The following is a 24,333-nucleotide window of genomic DNA, read 5'->3' on the forward strand; positions in this document are numbered from 1 at the left end:
GGGTGCTTAGTAGATTCCAGGGTCGTTCTCGGTCCGCCGGTACGACGGCGTACTGTTCTCTTCGTCACTACTCTCTCCTCGAGCTGCGGCTTTCTGCGCGACAGCGTGACCAGCAGCTGCCTTTGGTCCCCAACGGGCCGCGGTCGTCGCGACGCCAGCGCCACCGACGTACGCACCCGCTGCGACTCCACCGATGAGTGCCGCCCCTTTCGTCGCGCCTCCGACGACCTTTGCAGTCAGCGGAGTCGCGTACTTGAACGTCTTCCAGGTCACATAGAGTGCGACGAGCGGGAGAGACGCAGCAACAAGGTACTTTAGAAACGCGGTACCCGGCGTTAGCGAGCCACCAGCATAGATGAGGTCGTATCCTTTGAGTACCATTGCTGCTGGAAGTGGCAGGACAGCCAAAGGAACAAATCGCTTGGCGAAACCCATCGCGATATCAGAAATGACGGGTATATTTCCATAGGCTAGCGCAAACGCAATCGGCATTCCGTACAGGTAGACGTAGAGCAGGATCTTGCGAATGTAGAAGAGGGCTTCCAAAGCCCACATCGAGATACCACCAGAGAGGGCGAATAATAGCCCCAGACCTGGATTGGTAATAGAGACGCCTAAGAACCGTAGCATCGCTGCAGATACCGAGGAGAGATCGGGCATTAGGGCAATGGTGAACCCATCTACAAGGTACAGGGTGAGAGCGCCGATCCAGTACCATGTGATGATAAGGAAAGCACCGACCCATGCAGTTTTCTTGGTCTTTCGGGCTTCGTAGGCACTGCCCACGTTGAATATTCGAATGGTATGGCGGCCCTGTACGCTCATTACGAGCAGGAGTAGAGCAATGAGCATGATCTCGCCACCAACGAGTCCATCCTGAATCGCTGGCCACGGTGCATTGCTTGGGTCACCGAAGATGAACGTTCCATCAGTCTGTGGCGTTGGTGTACCAAACATCGCCTCAGTCAGGGTCTGATACCCTGACCGGAGTCCGTCCATGAAGAGACCGATAACCCACTCAACGACGTCTTTGAACCCTTCCAGTACGACGTCGATCAAGTCAACCATCGTCAGGCCTCCGTGATTGCGACCTCACAATCACTCATCTCCTCAGATCCAGAGTACTCCACATCGAACGCTTTCGTAATCTCATTCCCGTTGACCCTTGTCTCAACGAGAACGGTGAATTGTCCGCTATTTCCGTCAGGCGAACACCCCATTCCTTTCTCAGACTCTGAGCCAAAGGGGAACGAATTGCTGAAGAGATCTACTGTCTCTCCAGGGGCAACAACCACTTGCTCTGTTTCGTACATCCCGCTTCCCCGGGGATCTTCGATGGGGTTCGGAACATCTCCAGAGAACACGAGCTCAACAATCGCATCTGGGCCTGTGCCAGCGTTTGATACGGTAACGAACGCTTCGCCGTTCTTCAACCGGTCTGTCTCTGTGTCTCCGTAGATTTCATCCCACGGTTTGTCGGGATTGTTTCGGTAGAGTCCAACGTCCTGAATCAGGATTTCCGGTTCGATATCTGTCGTGCTTTCAGCGACTGTCTCCTCCCCTTTCAGTGCGACCACGCGGTACTCGCCGGGCTCGTATGCGGTTCCGATCTCGAATGAGACCTGCTGGGCCCCTGCAGCCACGTCACGCTTTCCGAACAGCTCTCCGTTCGGCTGGATGAGGTTGACTTGGTCGATGTCGGCTTCTGCCGAGAGCTCGACGACGAGCGTCGTGCCCTCGACGGCGACTCGCGTGAGCGGCCCCTGGCTGTTTGTAGCGGCTGTCCCGTCACTGGGAGTTCCGGAGCTTCCACCGTCGTTCAGACAGCCAGCCACGCTCGCAAGCGCCGCGCCTGCAACTGTTCGGAGGGCGTTTCGTCGACTGATGTGTGGATGGTTTCTGGTCATGGATCTTGTTGGAAGATGTCTTCTGGGCCAAGCATTCGGAGAAGACGGCGTCCAGCGTAGAACATCACGAAGAAGGGGATGAACTGCCAGCCGACCTCGAAGATGAATGCGAACCAGCCGTCGATGGTTCCGAGTGGATGCCACCGGGCGGTCGCCGTATCACTCACGTAAGCCGGGTTGTGTCCGAGCCACGATCCCGGATGATATCGGGCGGTGTAGATGCCGGGTTCAGTAATCGTCACGATGGCTACGCCAGAGACGTTGGTCTCGACCTCCCGGTTGGCGATGGTGATGTAGCCATCACGTGGGCTACCCCCGATGGGATACCGGCGGGCGCTGTCGTTGAGGACGATCGGTGCGCCAGTCTGGTTGTCACGCAGTTCGATCCGGAGTGTCGCCTGTGACTGGTTTTGTTGAAGAACCTCCACCGTGAGGTTACTGCGGCGAAGCTGTCGCTCGGAACCGGCGTCGGGCTCGACGATAGATGCGTTCACACCGCGGACGATGCCCGCGACGTGGAGTGCCTCTCTGTCGACGTTCTCGGCACGGACGGCGACACCGTACGTCGTCTCGTAGGACTGGTTGACGACCTCGATGTTGACGTTCTCGCCGATGGTCCCCAGCGGAGAGGGACGTTCCGTGCCCCAGGTGTCGATGATTTCCGGGCCGTCGCGAACGGGTTCCGCACGCGGTCCGATTCGGGACGGATACGCGTGGACGTACACGGGGATCGCATCGGATTCGACTTCGGCGCTGTCGGTTCGGTTCGACCTGACGAGCGTGTCCCAGTTGGTGTTTCGGGCGGTGTAGAATCGCCAGATACCGCGTACGCTCGCGTTCCCCTCGTCGGTGAGCGTGTAGCCTTGCCACGGCCGAGACTGGAAGATGGCAACGCCAGCATCGCCGTTGGGGTACTCCGCGTAGTAGGGGTACGCAGAGAGGTCGTAGATCTCGACGTCGATCGAGTCCGAGACGTTTCGCGTCTCCTCACGGTAGACGACGTCGACGTCGGTGCTGTTCCCCACGTTAGTCCGTATCGTCTTCTTCAGCCGGACGTGGATCTCTGCTTCAAGCGTGAGGGTTGCACTCCAGTCGTCGTCGATCTGGTAGTCGATGGCCGGCGTGTGCGACCCATCGGTCCTCGCGATGGTTTCCCCGTCTTCCTGCAGCCGAACTTCCTCGATCTCGTGGTTCGTAAGCGACCACTCGACAGTCCTGTTCCCCGAGGAACTCCCGTTTGGAACACGGACGCGGTAATCGACGAACCCGCGCATCGTCCCATTCGGTGCGATGTAGAGCGGGGTTTCGCCGGACTCGAGGTGGCCCCGCGTCGACGGCTGAACAGCGAATACGGTTGCATGGGCATCCGCGATGAACACGCCATCTTCGAGCGATGCGTGGGGCGGATGAACGGACGTATCCGAGTCACCGGCGTCGAGGTCCTCGAAATCGTTTCGGGTCCAGGTTGCGGCAGTCGCGGGCGGCTGCTTGAACGTTATATCCGTGCCATTCGCGAGCTGGTGGATGGCGGTCCGCTCGTCACCGTAGCGCTGGCGGTACTCCTCTTGACTGATGTAGTTATCCGCATCGCGAGACCAGAGGGTCGCAGATTCGTTCTCAGAGAGCCCATTTCCTTCCGTACCCGGCCGTGGTGGGCTTGCCGTGACGATACCCGTGACTAGACTCGTCACGAACAGGACGGCCATGAGCACGGAGAGCTCTCGTTGTTCCATGGGGGGCTCGAGACGGGGTAGTGGAGTGGCTTACCAGGGGACGAGGTCAACACACTGCGCCAGCGGGAGGCCCATCATCGACCCGGCAACCGTGTACAACGGGCCGAGGACGACGAGGACGACGGCAGACTTCATCGCAGAGCGCTTGTGGCGCTTGAGTCCCTTCTTCTGCTCGGGGTTGAGGGTGAACATCTCGATGAGGGAGTCAGCCTGCCAGACCACGGCAAGGCCGACGATGCCGAGTCCAGTGGTGAGCTGGAAGAACCCCTCAATCATGCTGGGGAGGTTATCCGCACTACAGACCGCGCTGGTCTGTGCTGCGGCGGGTTGGACAGCGAACAGGGTCAACAGTGCGACGGTGAGAACGGCTTGTCTGGGGACCTTGCTCACTACCGTGGACTGATTGTCAGTACGATTCTCAGACGTCTCGGAGGTTGTACTGTCCTGTGTCATAGCGGGTTATTCCTCTGCGTCTTCGACGAGTGCCTTCAGATCGGCGTACCGGTTGGTCTCGTCGGCGATTTCTTCTTTCGTGTAGCCCTGCTCGCGGGCCCGTTCGAGGAGGTTTCGGAGGTCGTCGGGGTCGACATCGCGGACTTCCATTTCCTCCCGGAGAGCGCGGCGATAGAGGGCGGAGGCGTTGATGTGGTCGTTCCACATCAGGTACAGGTCATCGATGTCTTCGATGGTGACTGACCGGGTTATCATACGTGCGAGTATGGGTATGCACCAACGGAGTAGTGGTACATATTGACCGAGTATTTGGATGAGAAATAAATATTTTCTGGATATTGCGAGTGTTACTAAGCTAGAAATCAATTAGGAGGTTTTGGCTGGGGGACAGCATCGAACACGTCTTAACCAACAAGGTTGGTGAAGTACCGTCCCACGTTGGTTAAGTCATCCAGAGCAGGTCCGTCAGTCCAGCTCGATGATCTCGCCATCCCCATCGTTGACGAGTTCGCGGAGCTTCGCAAGCCGGCCCTGTCCCTCCTGGAAGAGTTCCTCCCCGGTGGACTTCGAATGGTCACCGGATTTTAGCTGCTCGATGAGTGTGTTGATTTGCTCGACGTTCTCCGAGATTTCTGTGTCTTTAGCCATGGTTACGTGAACAGCCACAATCCAACCACGATCAGCAGGAGCACGACGAGGACCGCGATGATTGCCTTATAGTAGACCGGGCTCATACCTGGTGGCCCACCCGCCTCCGTAGCGGCTTGCTCCAGTTCTTTTTCATGTTCGAACTCCCGCCTGAACGACTCGTAGGCGGCTTCCAATTCTTGCTCTAATCTGTCCACCTCGCCAGAGAGGAACTGCTCCACGTCTACAGTAACGTACTCACCGGCGTCGGTCGGTGTGATCGCGTTTCGATCAGCAACACGACCTGCTATCGTCCGGTCTTCTGCGTGACCGACGGCGGCGACAACCGGGGTGTTAGACGTGAAGATGGCCTCTGCGACTGACTCGTGGTTGAACGCCATTAGGTCGGTATCGCTGCCTCCTCCTCGACCCACGATGATGGAATCGACGTCCTGGTTGCGGTCAAGATGGTGGATTCCGTTTGCGAGTGACGTCGGCGCGTTCGGTCCCTGGACGCTCGCATCCTTCATCACGAGGTCAATCGTGGGGTTTCGACCGTAGACCGAGTCCTGAATGTCGTATCGGGCATCGCCTTGGAGAGAGGTGACGACGCCGACTCGATCCGGAAATCGTGGTGGGGCTTTCTTGTGCTCGTCATCGAACCATCCGCGCTGTTCGAGCTCAGATGTGAGACGTTCGAGAGCGGCAGCCTGTTCCCCCTCGCCGACGACTGTGATCCGCCACGGCTTGATGTCGAGTTTCCCACCTTCGACCCAGTAATCGATGTCACCGTGAACGATGACTTCGAGGCCATCCTCGAGTTCGATGTCCATGTTCTGATAGCGGCTCCGCCAGAGCATACACGGAAGCTCGTGTGTACCGTCGGTGAGCGTGAAGTAGAGGGCTGCATTACTCCCCCCGAGATTCGTGACCTCACCATAACAGCGGACATCCTGGAGCGGTTCGGATGTATCTACGACATCTGAGATACGCTGATTGAGCTGCTGTACAGAAAGGATATCTCTAGAGGGTTCGACCACGTCAGCGTCGGCTTCGGAGGTTCTTCCCATCTGATCCGTCGTTTGATTGACTCTCCACAACTATATATCTACAGTCGTTGAGGATAGTGCGACACCAAGTCCCCTAACTCTACTTTCAAGCGAATCTATGTCTGAATCGAGTTGTAGTTCCAAATCCAAGCACCCCTCAATCTTTCAGACAGCTGTGATACCAAGACAGAGCAGCACTGGGCCCTGATTGCGCGAACGCCGAGTTGATTTAAGCACGTATCACCAAGCCCTCTGCACAGATGGCTCGTGTCGTCTACTATCACCATCCTCAAGCCGAAAACTTCTCGCTGAAGTATAGCTCGGCCTCTCAATCTGAGATTCTTTCCCGTCGTAAGGATTCGGACGGTGCGACGAAGCTCATCGGCTATCCGTTTGATACCCCCGTCTACGTCCTCTATGAGAGCGACACGGAGGTCAAAGACGCAAACGAGATTGATTTCGACCAGAAGTGGCTCAGCGATCGAATCGCCGAGCTTCCCCGTGAGGGGCAGGTCGTCGCGTTTCGATTAGTGGAATTGCTCGAAGCGGCTGTAGACGTGAGAGAAGAAGAAGAGTTCCGCCTCTACAAGGAGTTTGAACCACAGAAGATTCGGCAGGCACTCGACCACGTCTCGTGGGGCGCACCACTCCCACAGGTCGCCGGTGAGGTGATGTCAAATCTCATTCTCCGGCATTCGCTGCCGAATGCGAATCATCGGACGGGGATTGCGATGCTGCAGTTCTGTATCGAGAGTGTGGAGCCAGATTTCGAGATGCCTCGCACTCACCTCGATGATGAAACCTGGCAGGAGTGGGTTGATCCCTACATCGTCGACTCGAAACGCCTCATCACCGTTCGACGGAACAACATTCGATTCAAGCAACTGCAAGAGCTTGGCGTCGACCTTGTGGAGCGAAAAGACGGGATTCAGATTCAGTTAGACGAGTTCGAGCTGGATATGCACTGGCGTGACGCACTGTCGACGTACGCCACTCGGCACGAAGATCACTGTACAGAGTTTGCTCGCGCAGTCTTGCAGCGCGCAGAGCGAGACGATCTCCTCAAGAAAACGGGGCCGACAAAACAGGAGTTCATCGACTATCTGGAGTCTGGGCTCGTCGAACGGGATTTCAGAGACCTGTTTTGATCAGTCGCGAAGCTCTGCGACCGACTGACCGACCTCTCGGACGTGGGCACTTCGCTCGAGGTCAAGTTCCTCAGCGAGGTAATCAACCGTCTCTTCGAGGCTCATACGTGAAGGGAGCGCTCCGATCAGTATAAACCTAGTGCTGTATCATGACTACGGAGGAGATGACCAGACTGTCTAATGACTGGATGGAGCTACCGCTGCGAGAATCCGGTCGCCTCAACTGGGAATCCGTCGGCCTGTTTTGCGACTTGGCTTGGTAGCTGGTAAACTCCTCCCTCCACCCGCTCCATCGGTGCTTCGAGCGCCCCCTCTGAGAGCGACCGTTCGCTCCACTCGGTATGCGAAACCGCGACCTCAAATCCGGCGACTCGTGGTGGAACTGCGGGCAATGCCTCGGCGTTCTCCGGGTACTCCTCCAGAAGCGGTGCGTATCGGAAGGGAAGACGAAGCAGATGGCTCCGGGTTGTTTTCCCGGAGTAGAAACACCGATTCGGATCTGCAACGAGTACATCCTCAACGCGTTCCTCGTCAGTCGGATAGTCGATGCCGTAGTGGTCGGGGTCGTCGCCCGATTGTGCTTGGATTACCCGCTCGATCGCCTGCCCGAGACTCATTGGGTCGGTCGCATGCGAGAGCCAGCAGGCTGCTGCAATAGCGTCGTCTGCGTCGGTGGTGAGCGTGTACGTCGAGATTTCTGGGGAGCTGATTGGCGCGTAGTACGCACGCACTGCGAATAGACAGGGCTCGTAGACTCGTCCACCTGCCTCATTCGCTTCGGCGGCGACGTCGTCGCTGTGTAGACGCGACTCGAAGTCAGCTTCGAGTCCCTGGATACGTCGTCGACGCCCGACTACTTCGTACTCCACCGGGTCAATATGGATCTCGGTGTTCTCGGCTGCAGTGAACCGTGCTTCGACGCCGGGCGTGTCCTCCGACCCGTACGTCCCGCGTTCAAAGGATTCCTCTGTCCAGCCGTCTGCGAGCCGTATCTGGTAGTCGTCAGTAATCATCGGAGCCTCGGGTTCCGTCGGCGCAGGACCGACCTCCAATTCGCTCTCGTCCATCTCGAAATCGTGTTCGTCCATATTACTGACTCTTAATCCCTCTACTTAAACAAAAGTCGCGCTCGAAGAGCGCCCCGTCCCCAATCATTAGTGCATCTCAGCCGAGTAGGTTCGCCAGTTCGTGGAGACTCTCCTGCAGGTTATGCTCGTATTCGGTCGAAACTGTGATGAACTCCTTCGAATCACTGTGCTGCTTGAACTTCCCCAGCGACAGCGCCAGATCTCCACTCGGCGTCCCGACGAGTTTCAACAGCACGGATGTATTCTGGAGACCGCTCTCAAGCCAGACCTTCTTAATGTCCTGCCATCCACGAGACGTGACCTCGGCTGACTCGACCTCGTACGCCAAGCTATGGACTTTTCCACGGTTTCGTCCATGATTTGTCTGAACCGGTGCGAGAACATGCTCTGTTTCGCGTACCTGTTTCCCCAACTGGAGCATTGTACGACCGTCCGGCGTCTCGACAAGCTTGACCCATTTCTGGAACGGGTCATACGATGCACTCAACCACCAGAATCCCAGATCATTCCAGTCTGACTTTCCACCATACTCGAACTTTCCATACTCCCACGAGCGACGGAGAAGACCACTGATCTCGGCAAGATACTCCGCCGGGAGCACAACCTCAACCGAGGGATTCGCCGGCTTGGGTTGACGGAGCCAGTGAATGATACCATGATACCCGTCTGAGAAGTCGTGCTGGACGCCATGTGGCCAGACCGTGAGAATACCGGAGAGGTCGACGTCAAAGCCAGAGAAGTCGTCCTGGTCAAGCCACAGGATGCTGTACTCCTGGGCGAGGTATTCCTCAGTGACTGCCTCAATATCCTTGTTCTCGTGACGATGCTGAACCTCAACGCCGATTCCCCGACCCTCGGGAAACTGGGGGACCGAGAACTCAACGAGGATATCCGCTCGACGGTCTCCGAGCGGTTGCTCTAACCCGATTGTCGCTTCTGGATACTCCGTTGTGAGCTTCGAGTACGCAATCGACTTCATCCGCAGATGCGGCGGTGATTCGCCTCCACAGCCCGTCTCTTCCTCTGTGGCGTGGTAGAAATGCCGCGCCACGAACGACCCAGACCGATGATGGGAACGGCGAATTTTCAACGCATCGCCGCATTTCGGACATTCAAGCGCGTCTTCTCGCTGAACCTGATTTGGAATCACCTCCTCTCCACGGTGTAGGGCCAGAAACGGCATTGACTATCTCTTGAATAGAGAGTGAAAGTACAGAATAATATCTTTTCTCTGTGCAGGGCCTGTGAATTCTCCGAACAACACGTACCTATTTACCCACTAGTTTGTCAGGTATTACTGAGAATGACGCTTATTTCGCTGCTCAAATTTGCGGAGACGCACCTGCCACCTTACTTCAAACCAGGAACCGATCTCGAGCTGTTCGATGGCGACGAGGAGGAGTGGAATGCCCTCTTCACGACATCGTATTCGCTCTCGACACTCATTGACGCGCTCGAACATGGAACGATAGAGACAGGTCACATCCGGTTTGCTGATTCGACAGCTCGCGACTACCTCCACCATCTTACAGAGACGGGTATTGACGATCGACTCCATCACGAGAACCTCATGAACCGCGAGCGGCTCGTCGCCTTTGCCGATGCGGACTACACCACAGTAGAGGACTTTCTCGGAACAGCAGACCCGATGGACATCGCCAAAGAGACCGGTGTTGACAGCGATGTCGTCTCCAGTATTGCGACGAACCATCTCGATGGGTTCTCGACCGGCAGCTCGTTCGGAAACACGGGAGCGCTTGCAAATCTCACTCCCAGCGACTCATTCACAGGATGGGAACTTGTGGAGTCAACATCGAACCGTATCCGGTGGGTCTCTGCAGGGCGATTCAATCTCACGGTTAGCCCTGCACCGGACGGGAGTACGACTGTCTCGTGTAACGCCCCAGACGCCGGCCGAACCGCTTGGTATCGAAAGGGCTACTCTATCGAGGCTGGGCCAGAAGATGAACTCACACCTGAGGATGCGCTCACACAGGCTCACGAATGGTTAGAGAACCACCAGCTGGAATACGAAGACGACCTCGCGCAACTACCCCGAATCGGTGCAGCGACAAAGGACTATCTCGCTCTTGAATACGGAATCACGTCCAAGGAAGAGCTCCGAACTTTTGCGGAGACGCAGCACGATGAGTTCGACGAAATCTTTGGATCACCAGGGTCAGAGCTACGAACTGCATTAAAGGATTGAAATGCACAATTCAACGAGATGTGTTTCAAGGATAGGGAGTTCGATATACTAAAAAATGACGTGACCGTCTTTTTTGAGAGATTACCCGACCATTTCACCATTGTCGTCAATATACTCATAGAGACGATTATAGAGCGCTGCACAGCTGTTTTCGGGATCTCGATGAGGTGCGAATGATGAGAGAGTCTCCCAGTTCCCAATCAAAACTAGTCGTTTCTTTGCCCGAGTAAGTGCAACGTTCAAACGTCGAGGGCCCTCATTCGGGAATGCCAGAAATCCAGAGTTATTCTGGTCGTTGCTCACAGTGAAGGACACAATAATCACCTCTCGTTGGCCCCCCTGGAAGGAATCGATAGTCTGAACTTTGATCTCGTCTGCTTGACTGGCCATGAATTCTGATGCTAGCTGTCTCTCTACGAGGTCTTTTTGCCCCGTGTAAGGGGTAATCACCCCGACATTGCTTGGATCAACTCCAGCGTTCAAGGCTTTCTGAACCTGAGCGATAACGACCCTCGCCTCGTGTGGATTCGCACGCGAGTTACCTCGGTCAGATTCTGGTTCATCAATATTGATGCCGACTAGCGGGTCTAAGCCCGAGATGGTTGCAGATTTATTCGCTTCACCATGGAGCAGGAGTCCATCATAGAACTCGTTATTAGAGAAGTTCGCGATAGATTCGTGCATCCGGTACTGCCGCCGGAGAGTGGTTTTCGCTTCCTCTCCGAACCGATCCAAGAGGTTCTCAAACAAAGATGGATAGGAAGCCTCGTCTGAAGCGTTCTCCCCAGAATAATACGGTGGGAGTTGCTTGTGGTCTCCAGCCAGAACAAGCTTCGACCCAAACTTAAATGGGACAGCGGTTGCTGGGATACTCGCTTGCGTTGCTTCGTCAACTACAACGAAGTCGAATCGGTCAAAGTCAAGTCGGTCTGCGCTATTCGTTGTTGTTGCCACAATCTGCGCCCGGTCTACCTCTTCATCCGCATAGTGGGAATGAACAACCCGAGATGTGATCTGGTCTCGTCGCCCGGTGCGTGCCAACCGATACCCCTCGTCTTGAATTATTCCGTGGAGGGATGCTGTATCGGGGTTCCCGGGACTACTCTCCCCTGCGATTAAATTGTCAACTGCTTGGTTGGAGTGGGCGCAGACTAGAACTCGGTGCCGTGACTCAACGGCAGACTGGATTATAGCCGTCAGTGTCCGAGTCTTGCCTGTACCAGGGGGCCCATGAATGCAGTACGCATTCTCTGACCGAAGAGCATTGATTGCTGCTCGTCGCTGGTATGGATTTAGCTCAAGCGAGGTCTCCAGTGAAACAGACAGGGGTTCATCAAATGAGAGCGGATACGTTCCTGCCAACAGTCGCTTGCCGTCACGGGAATCAGCCATTTCTCTAAACGCAGATCGCTCACGCTCAAACGCAATATTCCGGTCAAGAATCGCGACAGAAACCGTGGCTCCAGATTGAAGTTGATTTTCCCCTTCAGATGTCATGTCCCAATCTAATTTGACATCAAAAGTGCTCAACCCGACACTAGTAACGATTCCTGGAACGACTGGCAAATTTGAGCCATCCCTAGTAGCCACTGCAACGACATTCCCTTCATGTATCCCATAGGTTGATTCGACTGGGTGTCGGTAAGCTCCAGAACCTGGTGCAGACACGGAGATTCTGTCCTCCGTGGCCTGAGAGAATCCCGCAGAAGAAATTCCATCACCGTTTTGCTCACGCTGCAATCTCTCGATTGATTTACCACGACTAGCATTCCACGCAGATTCCATCTCCGCCTTCAGTTCACTCGCCATGGACTTCTCTGTCGTGTCGATAAATGACTCATATTCATCCTCCGAGAGTGGACTTGCGGCAGGAATTTCTCGCGGTGGCTGAGGTGGACGGTCATCGAAGTACTCAGAAGAGAGATATGACGGCGTATCAGTTGGGTTGTACTCCGAATACCAAAACCGCATACGGTACGCCAGATACGTTGAACCCGCTTCGCTAACTTCTCGAAAGTCGTCACCCCCTGTTTCCGCGTTTAGGAAGTGAAGCTCATGCGGGTCAGAGTCAGTACCTAGAAGCGTCTCATCAGTCTCTCGTCGGTAAATTAGATATTCTCCAGTGAGTTCCGCTGAATCTTCTGCATGAAGTGGAACGAAGACCTGCCCAGCCGGCTGAACAAGCGTTTTTTGAACACGAAACGCATTAATTATCTCCCCAAGAGGGATTGGGTCTTCAAGACTCCAAGAGCCCTGAGAATCCAGCAAAGAAGAAGAAAGAGACAACTGGGAAATCTGGTGGCCACCCTCAAGAAATGACTCGGTAACCGAATCTAGATAGGACTCCATAATCACGGAGAAGAGACATTTCCATATAAATCACAGGCAACAATGAACCACAGAACTCGACTATCTCATCACAGACCACTACAGCCGTAGAGAACGCGATACCTTCGTCGCATTTTCAGATTCGAATTCCACCAACGCGTCGGCTGTCGCGGGTGGTTGCCGTTCCGGTGACGTTGATCGGGACTTCGGCCCCAGCGTGGGAGGCATCCGGGAACCGAGCGTCAAGTGCGGCTACGGTGAGCGCCGTACACCGAGCATGAGTATCGGACTCGCCTCCGCTGGCTGTTGAACAGGACGCTTCGGCGGTGTCGCCAGTATGGAAGAAGTGGTGGGCGCGATGCTTGCCATCACGGGGGTAGAGAACGCCACGACACTGTGGGCACTCGACAGCCAGCTGGTCTTCGACTTGGGCGGGGGTGACAATTTTTCCGTCGTCAAGTGCTCGGAACGGCACAGTCACACCTATCGGAACACTTCAGTCGACTGAACGTACCGCTGTTCTTATCGCCACTCCCTCGTCACTATTCGGTATGTCGCATCAGCGGATTCTCGCCTTGGGGGACAACCACGGAGACACGGAATCGCTTGAGAAAGTGGTCGATCAGACTCAAGGAGAGGAGTTCGACTTCATCATCCACACCGGAGATATCACGAACGCCTTCAAGACGGATCTCCAGACGGGTGTAGAGCAACTGCGAGCCATTGAACCCTACTTCGAGAAGCTGGCCGAACGGGGCACACTCGTCTACATCTACGGGAATCGTGACAAGGAGCGTACGTTCGGCGGTGAGGCTCAGCATATCACCGACGAATACGAACTCAACGTCGGCCACCGGCTCCCTGCTGGTGAATCGATCACCGTGGATGGGCAACGGTTCACCGCAAACCCAGATGACGCTGATTCAGACACGATACTCCTCACCCACTGGCTCTCTCAACACGAATTCTATCAGTCGCCAGCACGGGCGTATTTCTCCGGAGACACGCATCGAGCACGACATTGGGGAACGACCCTCAACACGGGCTATCTCCACAACGACAAGGGATTCAACGGGGCGTACTTCATCGGTGAGCTTGGAGACGACAGGATGGACGTCACGGTCCACGGAATCGACCAGTCATGGAAGGGGTTTGTCTGTCCGGATCACGAATGGTACGGACGACAGTTCACCCCCGAACAATTCGGGTGCGGACTCTGTAAGTTCGGAACGACGAGGCAGTTCATCCCCATCACGAGTTCAGTCTTCACGGAGATCGTCGGCGACGTAGAGAACGAGACAGCAAGTATCGACAACCTCGTTGCTGGGGCCCGTAAGCACATCATCGACCACAATGGGTTCGCCGACCAGTTCCGAGAATATTTGCAGGCGCTCGCAGAGGCGGAACACGCAGGTCCGCTTGACCCTCTGCGACCTGCCGACGAACCGAACCAACTCCAGCAGTAGAGAGGATGACGGTGTCAGCGGTATACGTTTAGTTCAAACTCTATTCGCCGGTCCGAGAACTCTGTCTGGTAGTTCCTAGTCCAGGTCTACCCGAAAGCCATTGGCGTGAGACTGAGAACCTCTCGGGCTCGAGGTGAATCGCCGTCAAGGTGACCAATCGAGGAGAGAACCGCTCTCCCGCCAGAGGTCAACTCGTCAGCAAAGTAGTGGTCAGTATCGCACACGTATTCGTACCAGTTCGACACCAAAGTAGCAGCGATACCCTCCTCTCTGTGCTCTTCGCGGACGAACAACTGAGACAATATCGGACCCCTGTCATGGTCCTCCCACGTAAGATAACCCGCCACTTCATCCCCTGAAATATAGCAGAGTGCGTGCTGATATTCGTGCTTATAGGTGCTCACGACGGCGTCCGATCGGTTAGCGATGTGTGACAGAGTAAGCACGGCATCCTGCACCCGGGTCGACCCATCGGGGATATGGTGAATCGCATACGCGTCATCCTCACCTAATTCCACTATCGACGCGGGCGAGAAGTCGCCACTCAAGAGCCAATCCGCCGAAAAAAGCTTGTTCAGCGAGGTTTTCTTCCCTCGCCGATACCGGCCATAGATACGGAAACAGTCCGCACAAGAGACGAAGCGAAACTCGTTCTCGCCAAAATGTTCTGCAAGCTCCATATTCTCATCTTCCACTAGAACCTTATTCGAGGAGATGTGCTCGCAAGTGCAGTCTCGTGGATCGACAGGTGGCTCTCGACTCGCATTTTCGAGAACGTCCATAAAGTACGATACGCCAGTCTCGGCTTCGACCTCCGCGATAAAGTCCGCCTTCAACTGTGAGACCTGATCGAGATCTGGTTCTGGGATGAACACGGAGTCTAACTCTCCGTGGCGGTACTGAGCGAAGGGTTCAGCCGATAACTGGTGGCTTGCGAACCGATTCCATGAGCCATCAGATCGGTATATGAAGATGATTCGTCGATTGCTTACAACCACACTTCCGAGGTGCTCTGTGTTGAATTGTCGCCGATACTCCACCTCTATCTCAGCTATAAGGTCTTCGCCATCATCCAGCACGTGACCGGCGAGTTGCATTGACTGTTCGTAAGAGACTCCTGCGAATAAATTCTCCGTCAGGAACAGGTTCAGATCCAGAAGGCACACGCCGATGGTCATCTCGCACGTACCCACCCATTCGCGGCCTGACGATGACGTTGAGGCCATTCTAATCTAAGTCCTCGGTAGAACCCATACTGTGGGTCTCTGAGGAGGGGGTGGCCAAAACAGAAATTGTATCGCAATATATGGTTTATCTTTGTTGCGCATTTCATAGCCGAATTTGTCGTGGGTTACGCAGACTGTGTAGGTCAGCCGAACCCACAAACTGATAAGGAATCCGACTGAAACGCTGAGTAACCCGAATATGCCACTCTTAGAATCGCCATACTGCAGCGCGATTGGGCTTCTAGCCAATTTCTGCAGAAACCCAGTTGCAACCGGTCGAAGCCTGCAGAGAACACGATCATGAGTCGGTCTGATGTCGAACAGGAGGGCGAGACCGACGCTGAGCAGGTGCCATCATTCGATGGTGTCCGATGGACCTCGTGTTCGCTCGAGGACTTCACGGACCTGTACTGGAACGAGATCGCCCCCTGCCTCGAAGCAGAGGATATCGACCCTTCGAGCGAGAAACCCACCCATCAATGGTTTCGAGATCACGATGCACGGTCATTCCTCGCGGCTCTCCGTCGCCATCACGACCGTTCGTTCGGGGAGTTCTGGACCGAGGACCTCGGGCTTGGTGACGGTGAAGAAGGTTACTCATGGGCAACAACGGACGATGCGACAATCGACGCCCTCGAGCAGTTCCTCAACCGACGGAAATCACGATACAGTCTTGCGACGTCGTCCGTCGACGCCCTCCGAACGCGACTGAATCTCTACGTCCGTGCTTACCGAGAGGCAAACGGTACAGACGACCTCCTCACACCGATTCAACGAGACCAAGAAAATCCAGCCTACGAAGCCGTTGACGCGGTCTATGCGGCATTCGACTGGTTGAACGAGGGAACAGAACGAGAGTACAGTGCCCAGACGCTCCAGCGTGTGCGGCGCGTCGTCAACGCGTGGTATCAGCATCTGGTCGGTCGGCGGGTCGCTTCGATGAACCCTGCAAGCGGCCTCTACGACGAATTCAAGTGGGAAGTCGAAGATTCCCCGACACCGTCCCTTTCGGCAAGTCATATTCGGAAGTTGATGCAGGCGGCGGGGACAACGCGAGATCAACTGCTCATCGTGGCGTTAGCTGGTTGGGGACTTCGAGCGAGTGAGGTCGCAGCACTCCACGTCTCGCAGTTCCACCGTGATATTCCCGAAGACGACGTCCCCTTCATCACGTTCGAGAGCCGCAAGAACGGGCCCGGCGAGGTGTCTCTCCTATACGGGATGGACGTATTCGACTCCCGGATCGACGAACTAGCGGAAGACGAGGGGTGGACTGGATACCTGTTCCCGTCCCCACAGGGAGAAACGCCGTACGTGACCCGAGATACGATTCGTAATTGGTTCCAGAAGCTTGCATCGAAAGCAGGTCTCCCGGAGCGAATCGCTGGAGAGCGACCGAGTCCGCAGCTCTGTCGTCGGTTCTGGTACGACACTTATACCGCAGTACTCGAAGGTGTGCTTGAAGGCGTCGACGAAATCGCTGCAGAGCAGGGGAGTAGCGATCCTCGGGTGGTGATGCAGAATTACCTCTCTGACTCGCGTTCCCGTCGAGTCCGGCGCGAGTTCATGCGAGAACAACTGGACGAAGCCTTCGGAGAGAGAACGTAGCATCATCTACCACCCTTCTTGTTGTCACTCCTTGATTGACAATTGATTCTTTGAATCATTGAATCACAGAATCCATGAAGTAGTGAGTACTGGAAGTCGTGAGTCAGAGATTGCATGATTCAGAGAGTCAACGGCGACACAAAGATATGAGAGTCAAGAAATCAAAGAGTAACGGAATCATTGAATCATTGAATCAGTGAGTGTCTGAGAACTTGAATTGCGGATTCAGGGACCGTAACCCGCGCAATAAATCGATGAATCAAGGAAATCTGGATGTTGTGAATCATTGAATCCGAGAATCAATGATTCAGTGATAAAGAAGGGAGAACGAGGAATTGCGCTCTACAGCTATTCAATCGCCCGTATTCGGCAGAGCCAGGTTAAGATAGATACGACTGAGTGTCTGACATGGATTTATGAGTCATTGATTCAATGATCGAACTATGACCGAGACACCTCATGGGTGGGGCGTCACACCATCGACTGGTATCCCGACGATTGCCTTCGGGAACCAGAAAGGCGGGACTGGAAAGACAACGGCAACGATCAACAGCGCAGCGGCGCTGGCAACTCGCGGCCACGATGTTCTTGCAATCGATATGGACCCACAGGCCGACATGACGAAAGGCCTCGGTCTGGGGCCGGGGGACGACAACGATCCTTCCAGCCCGAAGAACGAACTCCCCAATACACTTGTTACCGATGACGCGAACCTGCTCGACGTACTCGTCGACAATCCGCGCACGCACGATACGAGTCTTTCAGAGATCGTGATCGAGGCTGACGAGTACGACCATCTGAACTTCGATCTGATTCCCAGTCACAAAGACATGGGCCTTGCTCGAGATTGGATGGATGATGCGAACGCTCGCCTCTCGCTGAAACTCGCTCTCGAAGAGATGGTCGACGACGGCTACAACTACGATTTCATCGTAATCGACTGCCCACCAGACCTCTCCGTACTGACCGACGCAGCGTTCATTGCGGCCCAGAACGTCTTCCTGGCTGCACAGACCCAAGCAACGTCACGGGACGCACTTGATGACTTGTGGGATCAGCTGGAGTCCATCGAAGACAACCAGCAGATCGAGATTGCGATCGTCGGACTCCTGGCGAATATGTACCGGGACGACGGTCAGTCGAAAAAGTTCCTCAACTCCTTCGACGAGTCTTTCGCGTCGATGGCACCGATTTTCAAGCTCCCGATGCGAGTGGCGATTCAGCGCGCGTGGGACAACGGGCGAGATATTTTCGAGTGGGAGGACCCGAACGATCAACAAGTAGAGCGTGACCTCTTCCTGGAAGTTGCACGGACGATGGAACGGGCGTTCGACAAGACACAGGTGGAGGCGTAAGAATGCCCCGAGGAATGGACGAGCGATTCGAGAATCCATCAGGCGAAGAGGAAGACGAAGACGCTAGCGCCGAAAAGGGAAGCACGGAGACGTCGTCAGAACCAGAAGCAGAAGGCAGCGAGACCACAACGGCCTCTGAACAACAGTCGAACAATCAGAAGACTGCATCCGCGTCAACCAATGACTCGCCGACGAGTGGAGCAGAAGAACCAGACGATGAGCCGCTGAATATCCGTGAGGATTGGGATTCTGCCACGATATACGTGGAACCGGAGCAGAGCGAGGATATCGAGATCACATTTACTCGTCTGAAGAAGCAGCTGAAACGCGAGGATGTCACGTTGGAGAAGAACAAACACTTCTACCGCGGCGTGTTCGAGGTGGCGTTTGGCGAGTACCGAGAGGAAACGAAAGAGAAGATTCGCGAACTCGCAAAGCAAGACGACAATCAGTGAATCATTGATTCAGTGAAGTCCGGATGAAACATCGGACCTCTAAGTTCAGCGTTCAAATCGAAGGGAGAGAATCAGCATCATATCCTGCAGAGAGGAGGAAGTCACGAATATGGTCTTGCTCCGAATCAGACGAGAAGGACTGGTCCTCGAATAACTCCTCAATGACCTCGCTAGCATCTTCACAGAGTGTAACCGACTGTGTCAGAGAGTTCTGTTCAATCGGATCTCGGTACTCGTCGATGAGAATCGGTTGCCAACCATTGGTGTGGAAGTAACGATAGAGTGAGAGTGTTCGGATTGTTTCATCGTCGGAAAAGTAGCTAGTCTGTTCTCGTTCAGGAGCAAGTGCGATTTTTCCGTTTTGGAGTTTTTCAGCGAGTGACTCGAAGGTACGGAACTCAGCAGGGACTGGTCCATCGATGACGTGAGTGATAATTCCCGGCCAAGTGAACCCGTATACGCGCTCGAAGAAGTTCACGATCGAACTTTCCGAAGACTCAAACACAAGCAGCAGATCGCCGTGTCGCAGTTCAGAGCCGTCTAGACTGATATGAGAAGAATATGGATAGCCATCGGCGTCGTCAAGGACCTCGATATCTGGTTTGGGCACGCGATAATCGAGAAACCGGACATACAAAGAAACACCTGCTCTGTCCAAGTCGGAGCGTTGACTTACTCAGGGCGAGCTCGTGGTTGATTGTTCGCGATTTCGCCCGAAGTCATTGAACCAAGTAGGAAGCACATTGATGTCGATATCCTCAGCGGTCGTCCCATCGTTGAGAAGTCGGCTAAGTACGCCATCACGTCCCCATCCACAGATAATTGGCCTATTCGGAATATTACCACGCGATTCTGCGTGACGAACCAAGCGCTGCGGGCCTTCGTTTTCATTACGAATAGCGGTGACTAGCTGGCTCAACAAGGGGTTACCCGGCGCTAAGTGGTGCACAGATGGGAATTCGTCTGCACAGTCTGCGGAGAACGTCACTGCGACCATGTCGTCGGCTGGTGCAATCGCTTGAGCAAGCGTCTGCTCTCCATCGGACTGCGGAAGCTCAATCGATGTTCCGTTAGTAGTGAGTCGATACGTGCTCGCTTCAAAGGCGAACTCGTCGACAGAGTCGAGGTGGTCTACATCAAGCTCCAGGTCGCCGATTTGCGTGAATTCGACACCTAAGTCGACCAGCGTCTCATTGCCAACGAAGAACGCCTGCAGGCTCTCAACCTCGAACGGGGCCGGATACTCGTACTCAGAATCACCAACGTCGACGATATCAGGATGGTTGTAGGACTGCCACGCATCGAGCTTTGCCTCATCAATAACGTCCTGTGCGACCAACGAATCTGTGGAGTCTAGCGATTCACCGACATCGACCCTGTCACCCTGCTCTTGTTCTTCGATCTGTTTGGAGAATTCGCGGTCAGCCTCTTCGACGACCCGTCTACTCTCCTCACGGTCGGTTTTGAGGGCTGCATCTCGAATCTGGCGGCTCACCCCAGAGAGGATGGGCTGCATCTCGCCGACAACGTTCTCGAACAAGCCGATACGGTCGTCGAGTCGATCGTAAATATCGGTCTCGACAGTATCCTCGTAGCTGTAGTTGAGGATGGCGACTTCATCGAACCGCTGCCCGATACGGTCGATTCTGCCGATTCGCTGCTCGACGCGCATCGGATTCCACGGGAGGTCGTAGTTAATCAGTGCGCCACACTCCTGCAGGTTGAGCCCTTCACTCGCAGAGTCGGTACAGACGAGGATATCGACGTGACCTTCGTCAGATGAGAACTCGCGCTTCACGCGCTCCTTACCGACCTGTATCCACTCTCCAGACTCGCCGTCGTACACCTCACCACCACGGCCGGAATAGGTTGCAACCGTTTCACCGTGTATAGAGACGAGACTCTGGCGGATGAAGTCCATCGTATCTGCGTACTGGGTAAATACAATCGCTCGGTTGTGCCCCTCGCGGTCTAACTCGTTGAGATCCTCGATCAACTGCCCAATCTTCGGGTCTTGGTCGATCGCTGCGAGCTCATCCACGAACGACTCTAACTCGTCAATCTCCTGTTCCAGCAAGTGGAGCCCTTCGTCAGTCACGTTAGGAATAATCTCCGCGAGGTCTGCATCTTCGAGATCTCCTTCTAACTCATCGAGCGCTTCGGAATCATCGAGATCATACTCAGCAAGTGTCTCCATGACGACTTGCTGGGAACTCACATCAAGACCATCCTTTGCCCGTTGCTTACCCTTCAACACGGTACGCTGTCCGCGAAGCTTTCGGAGCCGGTTTTGGAGACTCTGTGAAATCGCGTACACGCTGCTGGTGAGACGTTGCCGATACGTGGTCATCACAAACCCGATAGCACGGGATTCGGCCTCGTCTGACTGCTGGGCGAGTTTGTAGAACTTCCTCGTGTAGTCGTCGATGCGGTCGTACACGCGTCGGGTCTCCTCAGTGAGCTCAATCTTGTGCTGTTCTGGATCACGGTCGGGAACCGTCGCGTCAAGAAGGCCGACCCGTTCGTACTTTCGAAGGGTGTCACGAGTGTTCCGATGGATGAGCGCATCGACAGGCGTAGATTCAGAGAGAACGTCTTGAACAACTTGCCAGCCAGATTCTGACAGCTCGTCAAGCGCGGCAAGTCGCTCGTTTCGTGAGTAGGTCAGCCACTCTTCGTCGGCCTTCCATTCGGGATAGAGAAGATACTTCAGCTTCTCGTCCTCCTTGGCGTCGAACGGATCGACGTCGTACTCTTCCATCGAGGACTCGAACAGGTCGATATACCCGTCGTAGTGCTCACCATAATCGCTAGCAAGGTCACAGGCACGCAGGACACGCTGCTTCGCGATGGAGCGTGCGTGCTGTTCATCTCTCACGTCGAGTTCTGCACCAACAGAGTCGAAGACCCGATCTGAGAGACTTCGAGACCCAGAGATACGGTCCTGGTATCTTCCCTCAGTAAGGGTTGCTTGTGCGGACCAGGAGTCGGTGGGTCCAGACGAGTCGCCCCCTCCGAAAACCTCGTCGAAGGCCTTCGTGAGTGCCCGTCGTGTCTCAAAGAACTCCACGAAGTTTTCCTGATTGCCCCATTCACCGGGGAGATCAAGCAGAGCCATCAGATCATACAGTTCGCCAGCGTGCAGCTGCATCGGCGTTGCCGTGAGCAGGTAGTAGGTCTGTGTATGATCACGAAGCCGTTCGAGCATCGAGTAGAAATTGCTTCCCTCGCGGCCGTTGTGTGCCTCGTCGACGATGACGGCATCCCAGACACCCTCTCGGTTCGCTGGTTGTCGGCCACGACAGCTCGCTGGGACGTCCTCCCGCGTCCGGACGTGGCCACCGTCCTCGGGTGCCACCTGATCCCATCGGTCCTTCAGCCGTGCCGTGTGCCAGGACATGATGATGATCGAGGGAGCGCTGGCGGCGGTGTTCGCTTGTTGCTCGTGGAGGAACCGCCAGATAGGGCTCTCGACCCATGCCTGTTCGTGTTCGCCACTATCGACATCGAGCTCTGAAGCTGTAGGAGGAGTGTGTTCGCGCCCGAAGGCGTCGATGAAGGCGTATTCGTAGTCACTCCCACGTTCGTATCGATACGTATTCAGGTTGAACTTCTCCCACATCTCCTCTTGCCACTGGACTGTGAGACTCGCTGGAACGAGCAACAGCCCGGTTTCGAGTTCGTCGGTGAGTCCAAGACGTGAGAGTGTCAAGCCCGCCTCGATGGTCTTTCCGAGACCAACTTCGTCGCATAGCAAGAAGCTGTTTGGATAGGTGTTGACGAGCGTGTCGGAGACGACCCGTTGGTGCGGCCACGGCGTGATCGTACTCCCTTTCTCTGCGAGCGCGAGACCGCCGGGAGAGAGCGGGCCGTCAGCGATGATATTGGCTTTGTCGCGGTCGGTCGGGGGTGCTTCGCCTCGGGCGATCTGGATTGCTTCCTCAAGCTTCGTCTGCGAGTCCGGGTCTTTCCAGTCGATGAGTTCTTCCTTGATGGCCTCTGGGAGGTCGTAGACCTCGACGTAGGGGTGTTCGTCTTTCCAGAGGCGCTCGAACGTGTCGACGTCGCCGTCGACGTACGTCGACTGTTGGTCGACCCACGAACGATGGACCTTGAACCGCTCGTAGTTGTTCTTCCACCCACCGACGGTCTCGTTGACGCTCCCCTCGAAAGAGAGCGCGTTCCCGTCTTCGTCGTGGAAGACACCCATCTTCGGGTGGAAGATGCGCCACGAACCCTGACGAGGGACAGCGACTTTGATGTGAAGCCGATCCTCACGGAGGAGCCGAGCGAGAAGTTGGAGCTGGGCGTTCAGTTGTTCGTCGTCCAGTTCGTCCAGAGATTCAGTGAGCTCGTCGGTGAGCGCCTCGAAAACGGGACGGTCAGTCGTGTAGAGTTCCGTTCCCACGACCAATCGCATTTCGCCGTCGTTCTCAAGGAGTGCGTCAATCCCTCTGGAGGCAACCGCGAGCGCGCTGCTAGAGAAGTAGCCCGCGATTCGGTCGTATCGAGTTGACCGTGTGAGCGCTGGGACGTAGAACTCGTCGACGAGGTACGCACCGTCTTCCTGTGGCTTGCTTTCGTAGATAGACTTCCAGGTGTATGAGGGAAGCGACATCGAGATGACTTATGTTCGAGTAATGCGGGACTCTATTTATAAACGTGTGCCTGCCAGTGGAGTACAGTTCGGAGCTTCCACTTGGCGACAGGAGCCAAAATATCGACTCCTGTCAACGAGGAGTCAGAGGTAGCGTATTCAAATCGACGAATACGTTTTCGAGTAGTTGCTCAGCAAGGTGGTTTGTGAGCGAAAAAGCTTCCCAGACAACAGCAACATAGTCTTCGAATGTCTGGAGCGTCACCGTTGTACTCCGAGCCATCATCGAGTGAGCCAACTCGTTTCGGGCAGACCTGAGGTCATTATCCAACACGTCGGCGTCAATGTCGTCTGGGATAAGGTCACACTCTGAGAGCCAGCCGAGAACCTCCTCCAGCCGAGTCTCGTTCATATCAGGGCCGATACCCGTATCTAACTCCTTGACAGTGAACGCGCCAACCTCTTCGACCATCGATGCTGCTGCCATTACTGCAACGAACAGCGGTGGGTGAGCTAGATAGCTGAACGCCTCTGGGCCGTATGATGAGAGATGATGTGAGTCTTCGTCCAATAGGTGTCCAGCAATCTGACCAGCCTGCCACAGACTTTCAACAGTCCATTGGACCCACATCGCCGCCTGCAGTGAGTATTCAGTTCGGCGACGTAAGTCCCGAGAGTGACGAAGCCACCGTCGTGCGAGTTGCTCGTACGGGTCGGCGGTCCCAAACGAAGCTTGTTGTCGGCAGAGGTTGAGTTCCTGTTCAAACTGGTTCAACCGATACTCAGAGCTGTTAATCAAGGAAGCCATCTCCCCGACTCCCCAGCTGATCCGTACAGGGAGTGGCCCGAAGGTGTATCCGTCCGACGAGTTACGCCTTTGGAGGTCAGTTTGGAAAATCGACCGCGAGGACTGATACAGGGAATAGCAATATCTGAATCGCTCGAGACAAAGCTCGACAATCACAGCGTGCCAGCCATCCTGAGGAAGTGCGGTTTTTAGGTGGACCGTGTCGACTTCGGACTCGAAGTAATCATACTCTCGGGCGGCGAGACGAGCAGCACTGAGGTCGCCGAACGGTCGCAT

22 protein-coding genes are annotated in these 24,333 nt (G+C 55.2%); 8 read left to right on the top strand and 14 right to left on the bottom strand.

Annotation, left to right across the window (positions count from 1 at the left end):
• Window positions 1–6: 6 nt before the first annotated feature.
• The 7 genes from ACR3FF_RS03940 to xseA form a co-directional block, all read right to left on the bottom strand.
• Window positions 7–1,068, bottom strand: a complete 1,062-nt coding sequence (locus tag ACR3FF_RS03940; protein ID WP_136601533.1) for a TrbL/VirB6 family protein — start codon at window positions 1,066–1,068, stop codon at window positions 7–9.
• Window positions 1,069–1,070: 2 nt separating this feature from the next.
• Entirely contained in the window at window positions 1,071–1,907 is an 837-nt protein-coding gene (locus ACR3FF_RS03945) for a hypothetical protein (RefSeq protein ID WP_458186242.1), read from the bottom strand.
• On the bottom strand, window positions 1,904–3,640 hold the full coding sequence (locus ACR3FF_RS03950; RefSeq protein WP_458186243.1) for a DUF8186 domain-containing protein: 1,737 nt from the start codon (window positions 3,638–3,640) through the stop codon (window positions 1,904–1,906). The genes ACR3FF_RS03945 and ACR3FF_RS03950 overlap by 4 nt, the downstream gene beginning before the upstream one ends.
• Before the next feature lie 30 nt (window positions 3,641–3,670).
• A complete protein-coding gene (locus tag ACR3FF_RS03955; protein WP_089699215.1) occupies window positions 3,671–4,093 on the bottom strand; it encodes a DUF7985 family protein in 423 nt (140 codons plus the stop codon).
• 6 nt (window positions 4,094–4,099) lie between these two features.
• Window positions 4,100–4,348, bottom strand: a complete 249-nt coding sequence (locus tag ACR3FF_RS03960; RefSeq protein ID WP_008387891.1) for a hypothetical protein — start codon at window positions 4,346–4,348, stop codon at window positions 4,100–4,102.
• A 210-nt stretch (window positions 4,349–4,558) separates the two neighbouring features.
• Entirely contained in the window at window positions 4,559–4,741 is a 183-nt protein-coding gene (locus tag ACR3FF_RS03965) for an exodeoxyribonuclease VII small subunit (RefSeq protein ID WP_458186246.1), read from the bottom strand.
• Window positions 4,742–4,743: 2 nt separating this feature from the next.
• Window positions 4,744–5,790, bottom strand: a complete 1,047-nt coding sequence (gene xseA / locus ACR3FF_RS03970) for an exodeoxyribonuclease VII large subunit (protein WP_458186248.1) — start codon at window positions 5,788–5,790, stop codon at window positions 4,744–4,746.
• Between the two features lie 239 nt (window positions 5,791–6,029).
• Here xseA and ACR3FF_RS03975 point away from each other — a divergent pair, with 239 nt between their 5' ends.
• Window positions 6,030–6,917 carry a DUF8172 family protein gene (locus tag ACR3FF_RS03975; protein WP_458186250.1) on the top strand — a complete coding sequence of 296 codons (888 nt, stop codon included), beginning with the start codon at window positions 6,030–6,032 and terminating at the stop codon, window positions 6,915–6,917.
• A gap of 194 nt (window positions 6,918–7,111) precedes the next feature.
• Here the strand turns inward: ACR3FF_RS03975 and ACR3FF_RS03980 are convergent, their stop codons facing one another.
• Entirely contained in the window at window positions 7,112–8,005 is an 894-nt protein-coding gene (locus ACR3FF_RS03980; protein WP_458186251.1) for a hypothetical protein, read from the bottom strand.
• Between the two features lie 76 nt (window positions 8,006–8,081).
• Entirely contained in the window at window positions 8,082–8,606 is a 525-nt protein-coding gene (locus ACR3FF_RS03985; protein WP_458186254.1) for a hypothetical protein, read from the bottom strand.
• 75 nt (window positions 8,607–8,681) lie between these two features.
• On the opposite strand from ACR3FF_RS03985, the gene ACR3FF_RS03990 reads away from it, so the two are divergent.
• Window positions 8,682–8,927 (top strand): hypothetical protein, encoded by a 246-nt coding sequence (locus ACR3FF_RS03990; protein WP_458186256.1) that lies wholly within the window; start codon window positions 8,682–8,684, stop codon window positions 8,925–8,927.
• Window positions 8,928–9,308: 381 nt separating this feature from the next.
• Window positions 9,309–10,214 (top strand): immunoglobulin domain-containing family protein, encoded by a 906-nt coding sequence (locus ACR3FF_RS03995; RefSeq protein WP_458186258.1) that lies wholly within the window; start codon window positions 9,309–9,311, stop codon window positions 10,212–10,214.
• Window positions 10,215–10,295: 81 nt separating this feature from the next.
• Here the strand turns inward: ACR3FF_RS03995 and ACR3FF_RS04000 are convergent, their stop codons facing one another.
• Window positions 10,296–12,563 (bottom strand): DEAD/DEAH box helicase, encoded by a 2,268-nt coding sequence (locus ACR3FF_RS04000; protein WP_458186260.1) that lies wholly within the window; start codon window positions 12,561–12,563, stop codon window positions 10,296–10,298.
• 316 nt (window positions 12,564–12,879) lie between these two features.
• On the opposite strand from ACR3FF_RS04000, the gene ACR3FF_RS04005 reads away from it, so the two are divergent.
• Together ACR3FF_RS04005 and ACR3FF_RS04010 are read left to right on the top strand one after the other, a co-directional pair.
• A complete protein-coding gene (locus ACR3FF_RS04005; protein WP_458186262.1) occupies window positions 12,880–13,050 on the top strand; it encodes a hypothetical protein in 171 nt (56 codons plus the stop codon).
• A 43-nt stretch (window positions 13,051–13,093) separates the two neighbouring features.
• Window positions 13,094–14,008: a metallophosphoesterase family protein gene (locus ACR3FF_RS04010; RefSeq protein WP_458186264.1), complete on the top strand. Its 915-nt coding sequence runs from the start codon at window positions 13,094–13,096 to the stop codon at window positions 14,006–14,008.
• Between the two features lie 86 nt (window positions 14,009–14,094).
• Here ACR3FF_RS04010 and ACR3FF_RS04015 read toward each other — a convergent pair whose 3' ends face one another.
• Window positions 14,095–15,186: a hypothetical protein gene (locus ACR3FF_RS04015; protein WP_458186265.1), complete on the bottom strand. Its 1,092-nt coding sequence runs from the start codon at window positions 15,184–15,186 to the stop codon at window positions 14,095–14,097.
• A gap of 348 nt (window positions 15,187–15,534) precedes the next feature.
• Here ACR3FF_RS04015 and ACR3FF_RS04020 point away from each other — a divergent pair, with 348 nt between their 5' ends.
• From ACR3FF_RS04020 to ACR3FF_RS04030, 3 genes are all read left to right on the top strand, one after another.
• Window positions 15,535–16,842 (top strand): tyrosine-type recombinase/integrase, encoded by a 1,308-nt coding sequence (locus ACR3FF_RS04020; RefSeq protein ID WP_458186267.1) that lies wholly within the window; start codon window positions 15,535–15,537, stop codon window positions 16,840–16,842.
• A gap of 443 nt (window positions 16,843–17,285) precedes the next feature.
• Window positions 17,286–18,197, top strand: coding sequence for a ParA family protein (locus ACR3FF_RS04025; protein ID WP_458186269.1), 912 nt, complete (start codon window positions 17,286–17,288; stop codon window positions 18,195–18,197).
• Between the two features lie 14 nt (window positions 18,198–18,211).
• Entirely contained in the window at window positions 18,212–18,652 is a 441-nt protein-coding gene (locus ACR3FF_RS04030) for a DUF8160 family protein (RefSeq protein ID WP_458186357.1), read from the top strand.
• A gap of 52 nt (window positions 18,653–18,704) precedes the next feature.
• Here ACR3FF_RS04030 and ACR3FF_RS04035 read toward each other — a convergent pair whose 3' ends face one another.
• The 3 genes from ACR3FF_RS04035 to ACR3FF_RS04045 form a co-directional block, all read right to left on the bottom strand.
• On the bottom strand, window positions 18,705–19,262 hold the full coding sequence (locus ACR3FF_RS04035; protein WP_458186271.1) for a hypothetical protein: 558 nt from the start codon (window positions 19,260–19,262) through the stop codon (window positions 18,705–18,707).
• A 66-nt stretch (window positions 19,263–19,328) separates the two neighbouring features.
• On the bottom strand, window positions 19,329–23,270 hold the full coding sequence (locus tag ACR3FF_RS04040; RefSeq protein ID WP_458186272.1) for a helicase-related protein: 3,942 nt from the start codon (window positions 23,268–23,270) through the stop codon (window positions 19,329–19,331).
• A gap of 112 nt (window positions 23,271–23,382) precedes the next feature.
• Window positions 23,383–23,820 carry a hypothetical protein gene (locus ACR3FF_RS04045; protein WP_458186274.1) on the bottom strand — a complete coding sequence of 146 codons (438 nt, stop codon included), beginning with the start codon at window positions 23,818–23,820 and terminating at the stop codon, window positions 23,383–23,385.
• Window positions 23,821–24,333 lie beyond the last annotated feature (513 nt).

Source organism: Haladaptatus ordinarius (assembly GCF_054177595.1).